The sequence below is a fragment of the Desulfosporosinus shakirovi genome, assembly GCF_020595055.1.
GTDB classification, from domain to species: domain Bacteria; phylum Bacillota; class Desulfitobacteriia; order Desulfitobacteriales; family Desulfitobacteriaceae; genus Desulfosporosinus; species Desulfosporosinus shakirovi.
This window is the reverse complement of the sequence record NZ_JAJDOO010000032.1, coordinates 19,384-38,977: the sequence shown is the minus strand read 5'-3', so window position 1 is coordinate 38,977 and position 19,594 is coordinate 19,384. Positions and strand designations below refer to the sequence as shown.

Here is a 19,594-nt window from a genome sequence, read left to right as displayed (position 1 = left end):
CTGGAGTAGGTGAAAGAAAGAGATATGATAGAAGAAATCAAGAACGTCAGTTTTAAGGGCTTAAGTATAAACGAGATAAGCGCAGATCAGCTTAGCCTGTATGTAAGGGATGCTGGTGTCGTCGGAGCCGGGGGGGCTGGCTTTCCGACTCATGTCAAATTATCAGCTAAGGCTGAGATCGTCATTGTAAATGCTGCTGAATGTGAGCCCCTGCTCAAAACTGACCAGCAACTTGCCGCCCGATATCCGGAGCAAGTGGTTAAAGGTCTAAGTATAGCCATGAAAGCAACCGGAGCTCAACAAGGAATTATCGCTTTAAAAGCAAAATATCATGAAGCGATAGCAGCCTTAGAGCCCCACCTAAGCGCTAGCATGCAATTGTCGATCCTGCCGGATATTTATCCTGCAGGAGATGAAGTCATCACTATCTGGCTAACAACCGGACGTCGAGTGCCTCCTGGGGGTATACCATTAAATATCGGAGTCGTTGTAAATAATGTTCAAACTCTAATTAATGTGGCTTATGCAGCAGAAGGAAAACCTGTCACCACTCGGACCCTTACCCTCACTGGGGCGGTTAAAAAGCCGATCACAGTCACTGTTCCCATCGGGACCTCCTTGCACGATGTACTCCAACTGGCAGGCGGCGTTGATAAGGAACTTACATATATTAACGGCGGCCCGATGATGGGGACACTGATTCCTGATCTTTCGGCACCTGTCACAAAAACCACGGGCGGGTTAATCGGTCTGCCAAAAGACCATCCACTTATCAAACGAAAAACTATGAGCGTAGAAGCCGTCTTACGGATCGCCAAGACTGTCTGCGAGCAGTGCAATTTCTGTACTGAGCTTTGCCCCAGACACATGATCGGACACGAACTCTCTCCCCATAAACTCATCCGAGCAGTGAACTACAAAAGCATCGGAGATCCCTTGTTGATAACCAGTGCCTTAACTTGTTCCGAGTGTGGTGTGTGTGAAGCCTATGCATGTCCCGTGGGAATATCCCCCCTTAGAGTGAATGTCGCCTTAAAAGCAGAGCTTCGAGCCCAGGGTATTAAATATCAGGGAGAACTGGGGAAAGAAGATCCCATGGCCAAACATCGCTTAATCCCCTCATCACGTTTAATGGATCGTTTGAGACTTCGGCCCTGGTATAAAGAAGCCCCTTTATCCTTAGAGGTGTATGAACCCGATGAAGTTACCCTGAAACTTCAACAGCACATTGGCGCACCGGCAGTCCCCGTTGTCAAGGTCGGAGACGTAGTTCGAAGTGGACAACTCATAGGAGAAATCCCAGTAGGTGTCCTAGGAGCAAAAGTCCACGCCAGTATAGACGGGACTGTGACGCAAATCACCCCTCTAGCCATTACGATACGGAAAGGTGGTGCTACCAAATGATTCATGCCATAGGGCTGGTCGAATTAACAAGCATAGCACAAGGCATCGAATGTGCCGATATCATGGTCAAAACAGCTGACGTGACCATTTTGGCAGCTAAAACCATCTGTCCGGGAAAATATATCGTTTTGGTCAGCGGAGATGTATCGGGAGTTCAGCAGTCCGTGAACGCCGGCATTGACTTAGGAGCGGAAACGGTGGTGGATTCCTTCGTCATCCCCAATGTCCATCCCTCCATACTGCCAGCCATTGGTCGCGCCAATACACTTAAGGATATCAAAGCCTTAGGGATTATTGAAACCTATAGTGTGGCATCCTTAATTGAAGCTGCAGATGCAGCCGTTAAGGCAGGGGACGTTGAGCCTTTACTCATCCATCTGGCCTTTGGAATCGGCGGCAAGAGCTATACCCTCCTTACCGGAGAAGTAGCCTCCGTCAAAGCAGCCGTGGAAGAAGGAAGCACCTTAGCGAGTGAGAAAGGTTTGCTTATCCGCCAGGTTGTCATACCACGCCCCGCGAAGCAATTAATTGAAAGCTTATTATAAGCATAGCGCGAAGCTCGATGTTCAGTGTCCAAAGTCTGATCTCCGGCTTTTGGCTTCTGACATCTAATTTTAGGAGGTGTACTATGGGACGATTTATCTCGGCTAACGTTTTACGAGATATGGCCAAATTAGACAAAAATATTGTTTTGGAAGAAGATAGTGTACTGACTCCCTCCGCTAAAGATTTAGCCAAAGAGTTAGGGATTACAATAAGCAAAGGGAGACAAGAAATTATCAGTCATACTGTTGTAGGGCAATCCGTCGGACAACTAGTGAATTTACAATCTAGTGTTAAAGAAGTCCCAGTTCCCTCTGGAACCGTTAAAGACGCAGAAAACCAAAGGGACGACCTAAAAAAAGCAGTGCAGAAAATTCTGGGTGAGGTTCTCAAACCGGCTTGTGAGAATCCGAAAGCGACTCATGTCAAAGGGGAAACCGTGGTAATCCAGCCCTTCCCGGAAGCTCCTCCGGGGCAAAAGGTGGGACTTGTCGATGTGATTGACTCACGCGTAGGAAATCTGGCTTCGGGTTTCATGACCTTTGATCATTCTAAGTTGCCATGGCTTCTAAACTATGATGAGGTTGATTATGTCATAGAGGGAGAGTTTGTTCTAGAAGTTGAGGGGCAAGTCTTTCACGCTAAAGCGGGAGATGTGCTTTATATTCCAAAGGGAAGTCAAGTGGTCTTTTCTTCTCCGACGTTTTGTAAAATATTCTATGCAACCTATCCTGCGAACTGGGCAGATCTTTGCGATTAAGGACATTAAGATAATCTAGGGCTATAATTACTCTTCCTGAAAAGGAAGAGTTTTTTATGCCACAAGTTGTTATCCAATTTAAAAGCTAACTAGGATTTGTTTATTATTTCCACTTTCCACTTGACCGGGGGCAGTTCATAATAAGAAGTCTGTCTTGTTTGAATTGATAAATATTTGATTTCAATTAAGTAATAATTAGTTGACCACCTAAATAATAATTAGTATAATAATAAATAAGGTTAACCAACTTAAATATCTATATTTTAGGTATATAGATTTAATTTTTCAAAGCAAGAACAAACAAGAGACAGAAGGGAGGAGAATGATCAAAAATTACTACATAGGCGCTTAATACTGATAAATTGGAGGTGTAACTATGACTGAACTTATTTTATCAAGATTACAATTTGCGGTAATCACGTCATATCATTTCTTGTTCGTGCCATTGACATTAGGACTAGGAGTCCTCGTTGCTATGATGGAAACTTGGTATGCTAAAACAGGAAATGAAACCTATAAAAAAATGACCAAATTCTGGGGGAAATTATTCTTAATTAATTTTGCCATGGGTGTCGTTACTGGTATAGTTCAAGAGTTCCAATTTGGTATGAACTGGTCGGAGTATTCACGTTTTGTTGGGGATATTTTTGGCGCGCCTTTAGCTATTGAGGCTTTAGTGGCGTTTTTCCTGGAGTCTACCTTTTTAGGATTATGGGTTTTTGGCTGGGATAAATTATCTAAGAAGGTTCATTTAACAACTATCTGGATTGTGGCAATTTCTTCAAACATATCGGCGTTCTTTATTCTAGTTGCTAATTCATTTATGCAAGAACCGGTTGGATATATTTTACGTAATGGGCGCGCCGAAATGACCGATTTTTTTGCTGTAATTACAAATCCTCATGTAATATATCAATTTCCTCATACCGTACTTAGCGGATTTGTGACGGCTGGTTTTTTTGTCATGGGCGTTAGTGCATACCACCTTTTGAAAAAGAGTCATCTTGATGTTTTTCGGCGTTCGTTTCATATTGCTGTGATCTTTGCCTTAATTAGTACCTTGGGAGTTGCGGGAGTAGGGCATTTACAAGGAATGCACCTTGTAGAATCACAACCTATGAAGATGGCTGCTGCTGAAGCACATTGGGAAACAGAAAATCCTGCAGGTTTATCGTTATATGCCTCAATCGATGAGCAAGGACAGAAAAACAACTTTGAAATCAAGATTCCCGGGATGTTAAGCTTCCTTTTGTATAACAGTTTTACAGGCGAGGTTAAGGGAATTCATGAGCTTCAGAACACCGCAGTTCAAGAATATGGGCCAGGAAATTATGTTCCGCCGGTAGCGTCTTTGTTCTGGAGTTTCCGAATTATGTTGACCGCAGGTATGTGGTTAGTATTGATGGCTTTGCTAGGACTTTACTTCTATAAAACGAAAGCCTATGAACAAAATACTTTGTTTTTGAAACTCTTGCTCTGGACGATCCCAGTTCCCTATATAGCTAATATTGCGGGTTGGTTTTTAGCAGAAGTCGGACGTCAACCTTGGATTGTCTATGGGTTACAAAGAGTTGAACATGGTGTATCAACCTCAGTTTCAATGTTATCCATGTTGATTGCATTTGTGGGCTTTATGCTGGTATATGCAGCCTTGGCGGCAGCAGATCTTTACCTGATGGTTAAGTATATTAAGAAAGGTCCGGAAGAGGCTGATCTCGATGAACACCTGAATAGTGAAGTTAAGGGGGCGTCATTATGGACTTAAATATCCTCTGGTTCATACTCATTACCGTTTTGTTTGCAGGCTTCTTTTTTCTGGAAGGGTTTGATTTTGGAGTAGGGATTTTGCTTCCCTTCCTGGGTAAAAACGATCAAGAACGTCGTGTCCTTATTAATACGATCGGACCGCACTGGGATGGAAACGAAGTTTGGTTGATTACGGCTGGTGGAGCCATGTTTGCAGCATTTCCAAATTGGTACTCCACCTTGTTTAGTGGCTTTTTTCTCGCGTTGTTTCTAGTGTTAGTTTCCTTAATAATTCGTGGTGTTGCCTTCGAATTTCGAAGCAGTGATTCCAATCCCCTTTGGCGAAGTACGTGGGACTGGATGATTTTCACGGGAAGCTTCTTGTCAGCGCTTCTTTGGGGCGTAGCAATGGCAAATCTGGTCAGAGGAGTACCGATTGATGCGAAAATGCAATATGTTGGAACCTTCTTCGATCTTCTCTCTCCATATGCCATAGTTGGCGGTTTGACCACACTGTTCGTTTTCATGTTTCATGGTGCCTTGTTCCTGAGCCTGAAGACCACTGGTGAGATGGCTGAGCGGGCTATGAAAGCGGCCCAAGGTATTGCATTAGCAGCAATTCCCGTAGTTACACTGTTAGCTGGTCTAAGCTATTTCCAGACGGATCTCTTTGCAAGTTTAGGTGCGAGTATTACCTTAGTTGGTTCCGGTGCAGCCCTTATCTTGGCCTCAATTTTGATACGTTCTCGTAAAGCAGGTTGGGCGTTTATCCTGAATGGTATAACCATTCTGTTGTTTACCGTATCCTTATTCTGGGGGCTTTTCCCTCGCGTGATGGTTTCTAGTCTCAATATGCAGTGGAGTCTAACTATTTATAATGCATCATCAAGCCCATATACCCTGAAAATAATGACGATCATAGCTTTGGTTATGGTACCCATTGTGCTTCTGTATCAAGGATGGACTTATTGGGTTTTTCGCAATCGCATCACAGAAAAAAACCTTCACTATTAAGAAGGTTTTCATATAAAATAAGGGGCAAGATATATATCTTGCCCCTTATTTTATATGACCTCAAAATAACTCAAGAACCGTCTCCACATTCTACCCGTTCTAAGCCCTGCTGACCAGAATTTAAGGGGGGCAATTGCAAAGTGAACATTTTAGTGGAGTGAATGGGGAACGTGTGTGAATGTGTGCTAGGAGATGACAATATGTTTAATAAACGGTTAATCCGGGAGGGGAAGTCTGTTTGGGGATTTCTGTCGCTCACGGTTGGCCTCAATATAGGGATTTCATTACTCGCAGTCCTTCAGGCCTGGTTTTTCTCCAGCATTGTTGCATGGGTCTTCTTGGAGGGGGCGTCTCTTAAAGCAGTCTGGAATTCTCTGCTAATGATCCTTGGAATCTTTGGTATAAGAGCAGTTTTTCAATGGTGCAGCGAGATATGTGCTTTTGAAGCATCCTCCCGTATCAGGATAAGTTTACGGGAACGTTTGCTGAACCATATCATGTCCTTAGGCCCAATGTATGCTCGAGGAGAACGATCAGGAGAGTTAATCACAACGGTGGTGGATGGAATAGAAGCCCTTGAGGATTATTTTTCCAAATCCCTACCTCAAATGGTTCTGGCGGCGGGGATACCGCTCTTAATGCTAATATTTGTGTTTTCCCTGGATTGGAAGTCCGGCTTAATTCTACTTTTGACAGGTCCCCTCATTCCAATCTTTATGATGTTGATCGGAAAACTGGCAGAAAAAAAGTCACTACAGCAGTGGCAAAGCTTAAGTTGGATGAGTGCTCATTTTTTAGATGTATTACAGGGTTTAACAACACTTAAGGCTTTTGGCCGCGCAAAAGATCAGATACATGTAATCGAAAGAGTCAGTGATTCTTTTCGAAAAACAACACTCAGTGTCTTGAGAGTAGCTTTCTTATCTGCGTTGGTCTTAGAGTTTCTAGCCACAATTAGCACAGCCCTGGTTGCAGTTACTATTGGATTGAGGTTGGTCAATGGAACCCTCTCTTACTCATCAGGGTTGTTTCTCTTACTGCTAGCTCCTGAATTTTATACCCCGCTTAGAAACCTCGGCTTAAATTTCCATGCTGGGTTGTCTGGGGTAAACGCTTCTGTTCGTATCTTTGAAATATTAGATCTCCCTTTGATGAATGAGATCAAACAGCAAACAGTCAATGATGATTTCGTTGCAAATCGTCAAGATCAGGTGTTACTCTCGAAGTTTAATATTTCTTTCAAACAAGTTAACTTAACTTATCAAGCCGGAGAGGCTCCCACTCTAAAAGGGATTAATTTTTCCATAAATTCAGGAGAAAAGATAGCTCTCGTCGGTCCAAGCGGAGCAGGCAAAACATCCATTGCTCACTTGCTGCTTCGTTTTATTGCCCCTGCTTCAGGACAAGTTTTCGTCAATGAAACTTTGCTCGACATAATTTCTGTGGACAAATGGCGGGATCAGATCGCCTACGTTCCTCAAGATCCACATTTATTTGCGGGCAGTATAGCGGAAAATATTCGCTTTGGCAGGTCTTCTGCAACCTTAGAAGAGGTTGTCAGAGCAGCTCAGGAGGCCTCAGCCAATGAATTCATCATAAATCTTCCGGATGGATACCAAACTCACCTGGGAGAAGGAGGCACTCGCTTAAGCGGGGGACAGGCCCAAAGGATTGCACTTGCCAGGGCATTTTTAAAAGATGCCCCACTTCTTATCTTGGATGAAGCAACTTCAAACTTAGACTTAGAGAGTGAGTATCTTGTTCAGGAGGCCTTGCAACGCTTATTAAGAGGGAAGACTGCCTTAATCATTGCCCACCGGCTGGATACGGTTTTCCAAGCAAGTCGCATCCTGGTAATGGATCAGGGGCAGATCATAGAAGAGGGTACCCATGAGGAATTGATGGAAGTGCAGGGGCTTTATTTTCGCATGGTGAAAGAATATCGAGGTGAATTAAGATGAAGAGTACAATCTGGTTAATTCATTTGATATTACCTTATTGGCGGCGAATCCTGCTTGCTTTAATATTGAGTGCCCTGACAATTACGAGTCATATTGGCTTAATGGCAACGTCCGCCTATCTTTTGGCCCGTGCGGCTCTTCATCCGCCAGTTCTCGATTTAATGGTAACCATTGTTGGTGTTCGTTTCTTTGGGCTCTCCCGTGCGGTCTTTCGCTACTTAGAACGTTATGTTTCTCATGACGTGACATTCCGAGTGTTAAGCCGAATACGAGTGAAGTTTTACCAAGGGCTAGAACCTTTGGCTCCGGCTCGATTGATGAATTTTCGCAGTGCAGACCTTCTTAGACGGATTGTTGCAGATGTTGAAACTCAACAAAATCTATTTCTGAAGGTTTTGTCTCCGCCTATTGTAGCCGTACTGGTTCTCTGTGGATATGGCTTTTTTCTCGCTCGTTATGATATGAGGTTTACCGTCATTTTGGCGGCCGGGTTTCTTATGGCTGGGCTTGTGATTCCATGGCTAATTAAAAGTCTGAGTAAAAGGGCAGGGCATCACTTAATTACGTTAAGAGCAGAGTTGAATTCGCAGGTTGCCGACAGCCTTTTAGGAATTACTGAATTAGCAGCTTACGGTCAGGTCCAATCGCACTTAGAGAAAATTCGAGATACTAACCAGAAATTGACCCATCATCAACGACGAGTCGCTTGGCTGTCAGCGTTTTCCTTAGCTTTAACAGGGATGCTCGCTAATCTTAGCATGTGGATGATCCTCGTTCTGGGAATAATCCTCGTAGAAAAAGGAAAATTGAGTGGGGTTAACTTAGGAATGTTAGCCCTTGGAACCTTTAGCAGCTTTGAAGCGCTCTTTCCTCTGGCGCTTGTTCCCCATCATTTGGAACAAAACCGTGCTGCGGCGGACCGCTTGCTTGAATTGATCGAGGCTGAACCTGCCATTAAAGATCATGAAGCAGTGTCTGTTAAACCTCAAGAAATGAGTCTTACCTTCCATGAAGTATGTTTTAAGTATGGGGAAAGTGAACCATGGGCTTTGAAACAATTATTATTGCAAATTGCCGAGAAGGGAAAAGTAGCAATTGTTGGAGCGAGCGGGGCAGGTAAGACTAGTATAGTAAATCTTCTCCTGCGTTTTTGGGAATACAATGAGGGTCGCATCGAATTGGGAGGGCAGTCTCTTCAGCAGTATACACAAGAAGAGGTTCGAGGCTTTGTAGGAGTTGTGACGCAACGAACCCACATCTTCAATGCAACAATTCGAGAAAATCTTCTTTTAGCAAAACCTGAGGCAAGTGAAGAGGAACTAATCCTAGCGTCAAGGAGAGCGAAGCTTCATGATTTTGTACGATCATTGCCTAAAGGATATGACAGCTTGGTCGGAGAAGGCGGTTTCAAACTCTCTGGGGGACAAAGGCAGCGGTTAGCAATTGCCCGAGTCTTACTAAAAAACGCTCCGATTTTGATCCTGGATGAAGCCATGGAAGGATTGGATCCGATTACAGAACGTGATGTCATGGAGGAAGTGTATAAACTTATGGAAGGGCGAACCACTCTAGTAATAACACATCACATATCTGGGTTAGAGAGAATGGATGAGATCCTTGTTCTCGACCAAGGTCAAGTTGTCGAGCGCGGTGAACACTGTGAGCTTCTTCAAAAGAAAGGCTTTTATCGTAAGCTGTGGGATAGGAGAGAAGTAACACCAATAAATAAATAGTATAAAACAAAAGTGACGAAGTTGGTGAAATCTCTTTTAGTATGCCTAAATAGAGCAATTATTTTAATTTGAAGATTAAGCATCAGGTTGCTCTTCGTGCTCTGTCTCATTGTCCAGCATTAAATCAGCTTCACTGGCAGGAAGAGTCTGGACATCCTTAAGCTTTCGTGCAATTGTGCGGCTCTTTCTGGTTGCAGTATCAATAGTATTGCTTGCTTCCTGAAGTTTTTTCTGGGTTTTTTCCAGGATCTCAACAAATTTCCCAAATTCAGTTTTAACGGCGCTAAGTAAATTCCAAACTTCACTGGAACGTTTCTCAATAGCCAACGTCTTGAAACCCATTTGCAGGCTATTGAGGAGGGCTGCCAGTGTGGTTGGTCCTGTTATGATAACCCTGTACTCTCGTTGGAGAAGTTCACAAAGACCAGGCCGACGCAGTACTTCAGCATATAATCCTTCAACCGGTAAGAATAGAATGCCAAAATCGGTTGTGTTGGGCGGATCGATGTATTTATCTCTGATCGTTTTCCCCTCTAGTTTAATACGGTTTTCAAGAGATTTGCCGAGCTCTTCGATGCGCGGTAGATTGGCTTGATCTTGTGCTTCAATTAACCGCTCGTAATCCTCAATAGGAAATTTGGCATCGATAGGAAGCCATATAATATTGTCCTGTCCGTCTCGGGCAGGCAGCTTAATTGCAAATTCTACTCGATCGTTACTCCCGGCTTTAGTAGTTACGTTGGAGGCATATTGTTCCGGAGTAAGGATCTGCTCCAACAAATTGCCGAGTTGTATTTCCCCCCAAATCCCTCGTGTTTTAACATTAGTCAGGACTTTTTTTAAGTCACCAACGCCAGAAGCCAGGGTTTGCATTTCTCCAAGCCCTTTGTGCACTGCTTCTAATCGTTCGCTGACTAATTTGAAAGATTCTCCTAAACGTTGCTCAAGGGTGGCGCTGAGTTTTTCGTCTACGGTCGCACGCATCTGGTCTAGTCTTTGACCATTATCTTGCTGCAGTAGGAGAAGACGTTCTTCCACAGTTTTGCGCATTTGTTCTAATTTAAGATCATTCGTTTTTGAAAGGGTGCCTAACTGAGCGGCGAAAATGTCCAATTGGTTGCGTTGAAGGTTAGCGATTTCAGCCATACGGGCCAGTACGGAATCGTTAAACGAACGGACGGATTGATTTAATTCCTCACGGACCTGTCTTGCGTTATTATTTGATTCTTCACGATTCTTGGATATTTCCCCATTGACAAGTCGTTCGTTACGTTCGAGATTTTTCTCTAGAGAATTAAATTGATTCTCGAGCTTACCAAAGGGATTCCGTGTCGAACGGATAATTAAGATTATAAGTAAAATGATGGTGATGAGGACAAGGATGATTAGTCCTATCAGTAACTGTTCTGTCATAGCGGCCTCCTGTTATTATGTATTGTATTTCGCTTAATACTTTATCATAACAGGGAGACAAACTGCTGTTTTTCAATAGATATTTGTTAAAATTAAGTCCCTTCAAAGTCCATTTATTTCCTTATTTAGAGAAACTACTCGAAATATGTTGAATAAACGAAAGTATAAATTTTTTTTGTAGACAAAAGTAATTTTTTGCGGGATAATCAAATTATAGATAGAAGTAATTAGTAAAGTTTGAAGAAATAGATTACTTTAAGAAGGTTATGTCAAGTGGTCAGTCAATAATATCCGATCCCATGATATCCAGGGGAAGCAAGAATCCGATTATTGTAATCGCTGCACCAATTATCAAAGATAATAAGGTGATTGGTATGGTAGGTGGAAATATTATGCTGATGGATCACAACAGAATTGTTACGTTAAAAATTATCGGAGAGATAGGCAGCGCTCATTTAGTTCAGCAAGACGGATTAATAATTACTCATAATCCTAAATTAATGCTGACCTACAATCCACTTAATGATGACGATGCAGCACCGGACTTAAAAATAGTATTTCCAAAAATGACTCAAGGGGAAACAGGATTTACCAGATTTTCTGTTAATGATGAAGCTCAATATTTAGCCTATGTACCTGTGCCAGGTGTCCAATGGTCTATGGGGGTAACGGTTCCGGCGACTTATGTTACCAATCAACTTCTTACAGGTATTTTAGATAAAGATGGCCGTTTGATTTTTGTTAACGATTTTGCCTTAGGGTTGACAGGTTATGAGAAAGAAGAGGTTATCGGAGAAAGTTTTTTTGATATTTTTATTCCTGATGCGACAAGAGAAAATGCGATCAGATGGTTTAAAGAGTGCTTAAATAACAAAAAAATTACTGTCAAGGATTACGAACCGATACAAACTAAAAATGGAGAAATACGATATGTTGATTGGAACCATACCCTCCTGTATGATTCTGAAGGGAATGTCACGGGTGTTGCCAGCATTGGAAAAGATATTACAGAGATAAAGAAATTTCAAGAGAAGTTCGAACATATGAGCTTTCATGACGCTTTAACCGACTTGTATAATCGAACTTATTTCGAAGAAAAAATGCGTCTTCTCGAAAAAGGGGACAGTATCCCGGTCGGGATAATTGTTTGTGATATTAATGGGCTAAAACTAGTCAATGATTCCCTTGGACATAGTGCAGGGGATAAACTGCTTAGGCTCACAGCAAGCCTTATTAAAAAGAGTTTTAGAGAAGAGGACCTTATATATAGAATTGGTGGGGATGAGTTTGCCATAATCTTACCTAAAAGCGAATTACCTGTGGTGGAACAAGCCTGTATAGACTTCGAAAATCAGTCGAAAGGTATAATGTAGAAAACGAGAAATTTCCTCTTAGTTTGTCTATGGGTTTTGCGGTGAGTGAAAAAACCAATCTTAATCTTGACGAGGTGTTTAAAGAAGCGGACGATGGCACGTACCGCCAAAAACTGCATCGCAACAAGAGTGCTCGCAGTGCAATAGTACATGCGATGATGAAGGCGCTTGAGGCTAGAGATTTTATCACGGAAGGGCATGCAGATCGTTTACAAAATCTTGTGGTTTCACTGGGAGGAGCAATGTCTTTATCCCAACGAACTCTCGCAGATTTACGCCTCTTGGCAAAATTCCATGACATCGGGAAAGTAGGTATTCCTGATCGCATTTTTTTCAAGCCCGGACGTCTGACTGAGGAGGAGTTCAAGGAAATGCAACGGCATAGTGATATCGGACATCGAAAATTGCGCAATCGGCTCCCGACCTGTTGACCATCGCTGACTTCATATTGAGACATCACGAATGGTGGAATGGTCAGGGCTATCCCTCTGGGGCTCAAAGAAGAGGAGATTCCCGTAGAGTGTCGTATAGTGGCAATAGCTGATGCATACGATGCTATGACAAACAATCGCCCTTATCGGAAAGCTATGAGCCAAGAGCAAGCATTTCAAGAGTTAAATAACCATATGGGAATTCAGTTTGATCCAAGACTTGTACCAATCTCTAATTCGTTCGGAGGGATATGTTCACCAAAATATAGCGTCTGACCATTGACTTTACGCTTCTTCCATGTTAACTTTATAACAAATAAATTATGTTATGGGCAGGGGAGCTGGAAAGGCCGGCTGAGATTTAGACCCTAAAAAGTCTAAGACCCTTTTTAACCTGATCTGGATAATGCCAGCGTAGGTAAGCGGTTTACTCTTTTGTGGAAATAAAAGAGCACAAATCTTATTCTGGAGATTTGTGCTCTTTTTTGTACTCCGGAAAGAATACCTAATACGGGCAACGAAGGCTGTTGCCATCGCCTGAATGCTTGGCGTTAACCAAGTTTTCTAATTCAAAGAGACTAAAAAGATGCAGGAGGTATGATATGAAAAAGGTACTTACCATAGCCGGTTCAGATTGCAGTGGGGGAGCGGGGATTCAAGCTGATCTTAAAACCTTCTCTGCCCATGGGGTATTTGGAATGAGCGTAATAACGGCAGTTACAGCTCAAAATACCCAAGGAGTGTTTGCTGTACAAGATATCACCAGAGACGTCATTGCGAAACAAATAGAGGCGATTTTTGACGATATTGAAGTCGACGGAGTAAAAATTGGTATGGTTTCCCAAGTTCAGACGATCGAGGTTATTGCAGAACAGTTGAGTAACTATGCACCTCAGACCGTTGTTCTGGACCCGGTTATGGTGTCTAAAAGCGGGTATCACTTGTTAAATCCAGAGGCGGAAGCAACGTTAATTAAGGAATTGTTGCCAATGGCGATGATCGTTACCCCTAATATTCCAGAGGCTGAGGTTATGACAAATAGTTCCATCCGAACGCCTAAACAAATGGAAGAGGCTGCCAAGGCTATATTTCAGATGGGGGCTAAGAATGTACTGCTCAAGGGGGGGCATTTAGAGGAAGATTCTATCGATATTCTTTTTGACGGTCAGGAGTTTAGTTATTTTTCCTCTTCTAGAATTGCAACTAAGAATACGCATGGAACGGGATGTACACTTTCGTCTGCCATCACCGCCAACCTGGCTTTGGGGCACACTCTTAACAAAGCTGTTTCGCTGGCTAAGGAGTATATCACTATTGCTATTCAGAATTCTTTGTCAATTGGAAAGGGCGTAGGCCCGACGCATCACTTCTACACACTTTACAAAAAGGCAGGATTAATTTAGTGGATTCAACAAAAAATAATTTAAGTATGTTTAATTATGCCACTCTCTGGTTTGGCGCTTCAATTTCGGTTGCGGAAATATTAACGGGTGGTATGTTAGCCTCCTTGGGATTTAAGATGGGGGTTTTGGCTATTATTCTTGGACACTTGGCTGGAACAACTATTTTAGTGCTGGGAGGAATCATCGGGACGGAGGAAAGAATTCCTGCTCTGGTTTCAACTCGTATTTCCTTTGGGCAATACGGTTCTTACCTTTTCTCCATTTTGAATGTTTTGCAGCTGCTTGGGTGGACAGCTGTGATGATAATTGTTGGAGCTCGGTCCGTAAACCATATCACTAAAACTTTATGGTCTTTTGACAATCTAACAGTTTGGAGCCTAATGATTGGTATTTTAATAATGTTTTGGTTATGGCTTGGTAAGGATAGCGGCTGGAAGAAGGCAAACAACATTGCCGTTGTACTGTTGTTCTTTTTGACTATTATTTTGAGTATTATCATTTTTGGCAATCATGAGCTGTTTACTCGAGAGAGTACAGGAGCTATCTCCTTTGGGAATGCGGTAGAATTTGCAGTGGTTATGCCCTTATCATGGTTGCCGCTGATCTCGGATTATACACGATTTGCTAAGACAAAGCGAGGCAGTGCATGGGGCAGTTGGCTTGGATATTTCATTGGCAGCAGCTGGATGTATATTATTGGCTTAGGAGCAGCGATCATTGCCTCAGATGCTGACCCGACCGCTATGCTATTAGCTGCTAATCTTGGAATTGTCGCCTTGGGAATTATCGTCCTGGCGACGGTAACAACTACCTTTCTAGATGCTTATTCGGCGGGGATTTCATTTTTAAATATATTTCCTAAATTAAAAGAAAAAACAGTTGTCCTAGTTATAACCGCTATAGGAACAGGACTTGCAATCGTTGTGAATATTCAGCAATATGAAGTTTTCCTCTATGCCATTGGATCAGTTTTTGCGCCTTTGTTTGCCATCTTGTTAACGGATTACTTCTTATTAAAAAGAAAGAAAATCCAACCAGAGCTTGTAATTAATTGGGGTACGCTTCTTCTCTGTGCATTGGGTACAGCATTATACTATCAGTTTATAAAGTTTGATTTTGTGATGGGTTCCACGATTCCTGTGATGCTGATTATTAGCATCTTACATTTTATAACATGGAGGTTAACTGCCAAATGGAAATACGTGAAAAAATCTGTACAGGCTTAAAACTAATTAAAGAAAAGAGTCCGTTGATTCACCATATAACTAATTATGTTACCGTCAATGATTGTGCTAATATAGTACTAGCTATCGGAGGTTCCCCTGTAATGGCGGATGACTCGGCAGAAGTAACAGAAATGGTTAGCTTTGCTTCGGCTTTAGTTCTTAATATCGGCACTCTTAATACCAGAACAATCGAAAGCATGCTGATAGCCGGATTAAGTGCGAAGGAGTTGGGTGTCCCTGTAATTCTTGACCCTGTAGGTGTAGGAGCCACAAAATTGAGAACAGATACCGCAGAAAAACTTATTAGGGAACTAAAACCTGAAGTTATACGGGGTAATATGTCTGAAATCAAAGTCCTGGCAGGCTTGGAAGCAGCTATAAAGGGAGTGGATTCTCTCGCAGATGAACAAGGCAGTTCTGTGGTTGCTAAAAAGCTTGCCATTGAACTAGGTTCAATCATTGCCATTACCGGAAAAACTGATGTTGTTTCCGATGGAAGTCAAGTGTGTCTGATTGATAACGGACATCGAATTTTAGGGGATGTCACGGGCACAGGGTGTATGACAACCTCCCTTGTGGGTACTTTTTGTGGCGCGACTAAAGATTACTATGCGGCTGCGGTGGCCGGAATAATAAGCATGGGTCTCGCGGGAGAGATCGCTCACGCTTCCTTGCGTCATGGAGAGGGAATAGGAACGTTTAGAGCCAGGTTATTCGATAGTATCTATAATCTCACTCCTGAAATTCTAGCTAAAGAAGGTAAGATCAATTATGAGTAAAGTCAAAATTGACTATAGTCTTTATTTAGTAACAGATCGAAAACTTCTCGGAGAACGGGATTTAGCTCAGAGCATTGAGCTAGCCATACAGGGCGGAGTTTCCTTGGTTCAGCTTCGGGAAAAATCAATTTCTACCAAAGATTTTCTGAATTTAGCTTTGAGAGTGAAAGAGATAACATCTAAGTATGAAATCCCCCTGATTATTAATGACCGTCTTGACATTGCCCTTGCAGTTGATGCTGAAGGATTACATGTCGGGCAGGATGATCTGCCTATGCTAAAAGCCAGGGAACTTTTGGGTCCCGATAAGATTATTGGAGTCTCTGTCCGAACCTTGGAAGAAGCGCTTCTTGCCCAACAACAAGGTGCCGACTATTTGGGAGTAGGGGCGGTCTTTAGAACATCGACTAAGTCTGATGCTAAGGAAGTAAGTCTTGAGCAACTGGAATATATAAAGAAATCGGTCTCGATACCTGTTGTAGCAATAGGGGGAATCAATTATGGGAACATACAACAAGTTAAGGCAACAGGTATCGATGGCATCTCAGTTGTATCGGCTATTTTAGTTCAAGATAATATTTTTATGGCTGCAAAGCAGTTGAAAGAAATTATGGGTTGAATTAGCTACGGCAAATCTTCTAAAAAGGTATGCCTATTCTAAAAACAGCAATACTATAATTTCTAACTGTTCTTAATAAATAGAGCTATTCAGCTTGAGCTGAATAGCTCTATTTAGCTTGGTCTAGAAAGTCAAATAATAGTTAGTATATAATGTTAAATTAGTGACAAAACAAACAAACAAACAAGTGGAGGGGAAAAGTGTCTCAGACGATGAATCAACTAATAAAGCAAATCGAAGAATTTAGATTAAATTTGATTAAGATTAAAGAAGGCAGAGCTTATACAGATCCGAAAGTAGTAGGGGCAAGTCAAGCATTAGACGAAGTATTGGATAAATATCAGGAATTATTGCTAAAGAACAAAGGGAAAAAGTAAGAATGCTTACCTTATTCTGAGCAGGTCCAATTCTCAACGGATATTGTTTAAACTAAATGTCCTTGTCCCAGATTGGCCTGTGAGTTATACTAAATAGCATTAAGACTAATTATTCCTATGTGAGGGAGGAGCAGAAAATTGAAAAATAAAACAGCACTGATTACTGGGGGCGGAACCGGAATTGGAAGGGCTATCGCTATGTTATTAGCCAAGTCGGGAGTTAATATAGCTTTGAACTATTCTCGTTCGAAAGAGGATGCCTTAAAGACTTGTCAAGAGATAGAGAACCTTGGAGTTCGCAGTTTAGCCTATCAAGCAGATGTATCTCGGGATGCTGAGGTTAGGTCAATGGTTAGTCAAGTAGCGGCTGATTTTGGAACTTTAGATATTCTAGTTAACAATGCGGGAATGACTCATTTTGTAGATCACACTGATCTTGAGGGCATGAAGGAAGAGTATTGGGACGATATTTTGAGAGTCAATGTTAAGGGTGTGTTCTTCTGCTGTCGGGCGGCAGCCGATGAACTTAAGAAAAGCAAAGGCTGCATTATAAATATTACATCGATAGCAGGGTTAACTGGATTAGGCAGTTCTATCGCATATTCGGCGTCTAAAGCTGCAGCCATAAGTGTTACTAAATCGCTGGCTCGAGTTTTGGCTCCCGATGTAAGAGTTAATTCTGTAGCCCCAGGAATTGTACAAACCCGTTGGGTAGAGGGAAAAGAAGATCACATCGCTCATCTTGCTGCCGGTACACCGCTTGGCCGAATTGCTGGTCCGGAGGATATAGCTGAAGTAGTCTATTCTTTGATTGCTCATGCAAGTTTTGTGACTGGTCAAACCATCGTTGTCGACGGGGGGAACTTCATTTAATATTCCAAGGTCCCCCACTTTTTGCAAGGGGGGCCTTGGGAATTATTTTTTACTTTATCTTAATTTTGCTCTTGACAATACAGCAGATTGAGATATAATTTAGCCATAAGAGGTCAATTAAAAATAATTCAGTTTCATCAAAGGTTATTGGTCGCGTGCTAGGAAAAGTTTCGATTCATCGAAAGTAGGCATTGCAATCATTTCGCAGTTAGTAATGCTGAATTTCGAGAATTAGAACCACCTAGTGAGGTGGTTTTTGAGTTTTCTATTAAAGAAAGATTTCCCGCAAAGTTCCTCCCAATCTGCCAGTCGGTCAGAGTAAAATTGTTTTTGGAGCCCCATCAAAGAACTAGGAAACTGTGAAAGAATTTGGGTGATTTTAAAGCTTAAGTTTGTCTCGGGTGAATAGGTGTTAGAAGGTTGACCGCAGTTAGATCAAAGTTAACAGATAGTGGAAGATTTGTCCAGATTAGTTTCCCCTACGTTACCAAAATGTTTATTGGTTGATTTGCTTTTCAAGTAGACAATGTCCCTACCCCTTACCAGATTAAATTCCGGAAGAATTTTGTTTGCTAGTTGTAAAGTGTGTTGGTGTAAGCCTATAGTCTGGTTAATAAATGTTGGTAAAGTTTTGTTGAAGATTAATCTTGAGCCGTGTATCCATTAGTTGTGGAGGAACTTTGCGGGATCATTTAGATTTAGGCCACTCATTTGAGTGGCCTTTTTATTGCGAAATTTCTATAATCAAAATTAAACTATCTATGACCTGCGTGGTTATAGTAAGGGTTTAGAACCCCCTTTATACTGCGGGGGTAACGTGGTATTATGTAAGATAATAGAATAAAAAGTAATTATTTTAGAGATGATGAAGCAGGAGGCAAAAAACTCATAATGAAATTAGAGAAATTCTTTGAAAGCAATTTGTTTAAAAAGGGCCTATCGTTACTGCTGTTATTAGGAATAATAATAGGCATTAAACCTATGATGAACTTACTGCTGTTAACCTTTATGTTTTCTTTTATACTGTATGGTATCCAAAATTACATTTTCTTGAAGATTGTTAGATTAATCCCTATTAACAGGACCGGAGTCACGGTCGTAGTTTTTGCCTTAGTTGCTTCATCAATTGTCTTTATAATCTATAGATATATTCCAATTTTAACAAAGCAGTTAATGTTTATAGGTATACAGCTTAGTAACTTTGATATCAATAATTATGAGGATGCGATTAATCCACAAATAAGGGAAGCTATCAGCACAAGTATTCAATCTTATGTCGTTAAAGGCGGGACATATTTAATTCATTCGGTAACGAATATTTGGGAATTTAGCTTAAATATTTTCATTGCCCTGATCTTAAGTTTGTTTCTTATCTTGGAAAAGGATAAGACCATAAGATTCTTGAATAGGTTTGAGCACAGTAAAGTCAGCTTTGTATATAAGTATTATAAGAAATTAGGTAAGAATTTTGTGAATTCCTTTGCTAAGGTTATGGAAACGCAAATCGTAATATCCTTTATAAATTCTATTTTATCAGCGGTCGCTCTGAGTATCATGGGATTTCACCAAGTAGTAGGATTAGGGTTTATGATCTTCATTCTCGGGTTAATACCCGTTGCCGGTGTTTTGATCTCATTAATTCCGTTGTCAATCATTGCGTTTAAACTGGGTGGACTAATTAAGATACTTTATGTGCTGGGGATGATTGTTGCATTGCATGGTATCGAAGCTTATTTTCTAAATCCCAAACTTATGTCCATCAAAACGAAACTTCCTGTTTTCTTTACTTTCGTAGTATTATTACTAGCTGAGCATTTTCTGGGGGTATGGGGACTATTGTTTGGAATACCGCTTTTTCTATTTATGCTGGATATACTTGATATTGGAGAATCAGATTATAACTAATTGCCATAAAAGTCACTAGAAGCTTTCTCATGTT

The 19,594-nt window shown here is 41.6% G+C and carries 16 protein-coding genes, 1 pseudogene and 1 riboswitch; of the genes and pseudogenes, 16 read left to right on the top strand and 1 reads right to left on the bottom strand.

The window, feature by feature from the left end; translation table 11 throughout:
• The first annotated feature begins 9 nt into the window (after positions 1-9).
• The 7 genes from LJE72_RS20515 (at position 10) to cydC (ending at position 9,161) form a co-directional block, all read left to right on the top strand.
• On the top strand, positions 10-1,404 hold the full coding sequence (locus LJE72_RS20515) for a 4Fe-4S dicluster domain-containing protein (protein ID WP_396391598.1): 1,395 nt from the start codon (positions 10-12) through the stop codon (positions 1,402-1,404).
• On the top strand, positions 1,401-1,949 hold the full coding sequence (locus LJE72_RS20510) for a BMC domain-containing protein (RefSeq protein ID WP_229249851.1): 549 nt from the start codon (positions 1,401-1,403) through the stop codon (positions 1,947-1,949). The genes LJE72_RS20515 and LJE72_RS20510 overlap by 4 nt, the downstream gene beginning before the upstream one ends.
• An 83-nt stretch (positions 1,950-2,032) precedes the next feature.
• Positions 2,033-2,707 (top strand): cupin domain-containing protein, encoded by a 675-nt coding sequence (locus LJE72_RS20505; RefSeq protein WP_229249850.1) that lies wholly within the window; start codon positions 2,033-2,035, stop codon positions 2,705-2,707.
• A gap of 376 nt (positions 2,708-3,083) precedes the next feature.
• Positions 3,084-4,472 (top strand): cytochrome ubiquinol oxidase subunit I, encoded by a 1,389-nt coding sequence (locus LJE72_RS20500; RefSeq protein ID WP_229249849.1) that lies wholly within the window; start codon positions 3,084-3,086, stop codon positions 4,470-4,472.
• Positions 4,463-5,467 (top strand): cytochrome d ubiquinol oxidase subunit II, encoded by a 1,005-nt coding sequence (cydB, locus tag LJE72_RS20495; protein ID WP_229249848.1) that lies wholly within the window; start codon positions 4,463-4,465, stop codon positions 5,465-5,467. Before LJE72_RS20500 ends, cydB begins: the two co-directional genes overlap by 10 nt.
• A 200-nt stretch (positions 5,468-5,667) precedes the next feature.
• Entirely contained in the window at positions 5,668-7,428 is a 1,761-nt protein-coding gene (cydD, locus tag LJE72_RS20490) for a thiol reductant ABC exporter subunit CydD (protein ID WP_229249847.1), read from the top strand.
• Complete coding sequence (gene cydC, locus LJE72_RS20485; RefSeq protein ID WP_229249846.1) at positions 7,425-9,161, top strand: thiol reductant ABC exporter subunit CydC; 1,737 nt, start codon at positions 7,425-7,427, stop codon at positions 9,159-9,161. Before cydD ends, cydC begins: the two co-directional genes overlap by 4 nt.
• Before the next feature lie 75 nt (positions 9,162-9,236).
• On the opposite strand, the gene LJE72_RS20480 is transcribed toward cydC, so the two are convergent.
• Positions 9,237-10,574 (bottom strand): DNA recombination protein RmuC, encoded by a 1,338-nt coding sequence (locus LJE72_RS20480; RefSeq protein ID WP_229249845.1) that lies wholly within the window; start codon positions 10,572-10,574, stop codon positions 9,237-9,239.
• A 266-nt stretch (positions 10,575-10,840) separates the two neighbouring features.
• Between LJE72_RS20480 and LJE72_RS20475 the strand changes: the two genes are divergently transcribed.
• The 9 genes and pseudogenes from LJE72_RS20475 (at position 10,841) to LJE72_RS20425 (ending at position 19,560) form a co-directional block, all read left to right on the top strand.
• On the top strand, positions 10,841-11,947 hold the full coding sequence (locus tag LJE72_RS20475) for a diguanylate cyclase domain-containing protein (RefSeq protein ID WP_229249844.1): 1,107 nt from the start codon (positions 10,841-10,843) through the stop codon (positions 11,945-11,947).
• Between the two features lie 29 nt (positions 11,948-11,976).
• Positions 11,977-12,654 (top strand): annotated as a pseudogene (locus LJE72_RS26840) (HD-GYP domain-containing protein).
• 48 nt (positions 12,655-12,702) lie between these two features.
• A riboswitch (TPP riboswitch) is annotated at positions 12,703-12,816 on the top strand.
• A 164-nt stretch (positions 12,817-12,980) separates the two neighbouring features.
• The gene (thiD, locus tag LJE72_RS20455) at positions 12,981-13,781 is read left to right on the top strand and encodes a bifunctional hydroxymethylpyrimidine kinase/phosphomethylpyrimidine kinase (protein WP_229249842.1); all 801 of its coding nucleotides are present in this window, start codon (positions 12,981-12,983) and stop codon (positions 13,779-13,781) included.
• Complete coding sequence (gene cytX / locus LJE72_RS20450; protein ID WP_229249841.1) at positions 13,781-15,007, top strand: putative hydroxymethylpyrimidine transporter CytX; 1,227 nt, start codon at positions 13,781-13,783, stop codon at positions 15,005-15,007. The genes thiD and cytX overlap by 1 nt, the downstream gene beginning before the upstream one ends.
• Positions 14,974-15,786: a hydroxyethylthiazole kinase gene (gene thiM / locus LJE72_RS20445; protein WP_229249840.1), complete on the top strand. Its 813-nt coding sequence runs from the start codon at positions 14,974-14,976 to the stop codon at positions 15,784-15,786. The genes cytX and thiM overlap by 34 nt, the downstream gene beginning before the upstream one ends.
• Complete coding sequence (thiE, locus tag LJE72_RS20440; protein ID WP_229249839.1) at positions 15,779-16,405, top strand: thiamine phosphate synthase; 627 nt, start codon at positions 15,779-15,781, stop codon at positions 16,403-16,405. Before thiM ends, thiE begins: the two co-directional genes overlap by 8 nt.
• A 212-nt stretch (positions 16,406-16,617) precedes the next feature.
• Positions 16,618-16,782, top strand: a complete 165-nt coding sequence (locus LJE72_RS20435; RefSeq protein WP_248286486.1) for a Spo0E family sporulation regulatory protein-aspartic acid phosphatase — start codon at positions 16,618-16,620, stop codon at positions 16,780-16,782.
• A gap of 138 nt (positions 16,783-16,920) precedes the next feature.
• Positions 16,921-17,655, top strand: coding sequence for an SDR family NAD(P)-dependent oxidoreductase (locus LJE72_RS20430; protein ID WP_282437934.1), 735 nt, complete (start codon positions 16,921-16,923; stop codon positions 17,653-17,655).
• 891 nt (positions 17,656-18,546) lie between these two features.
• A complete protein-coding gene (locus tag LJE72_RS20425) occupies positions 18,547-19,560 on the top strand; it encodes an AI-2E family transporter (protein ID WP_229249837.1) in 1,014 nt (337 codons plus the stop codon).
• Positions 19,561-19,594 lie beyond the last annotated feature (34 nt).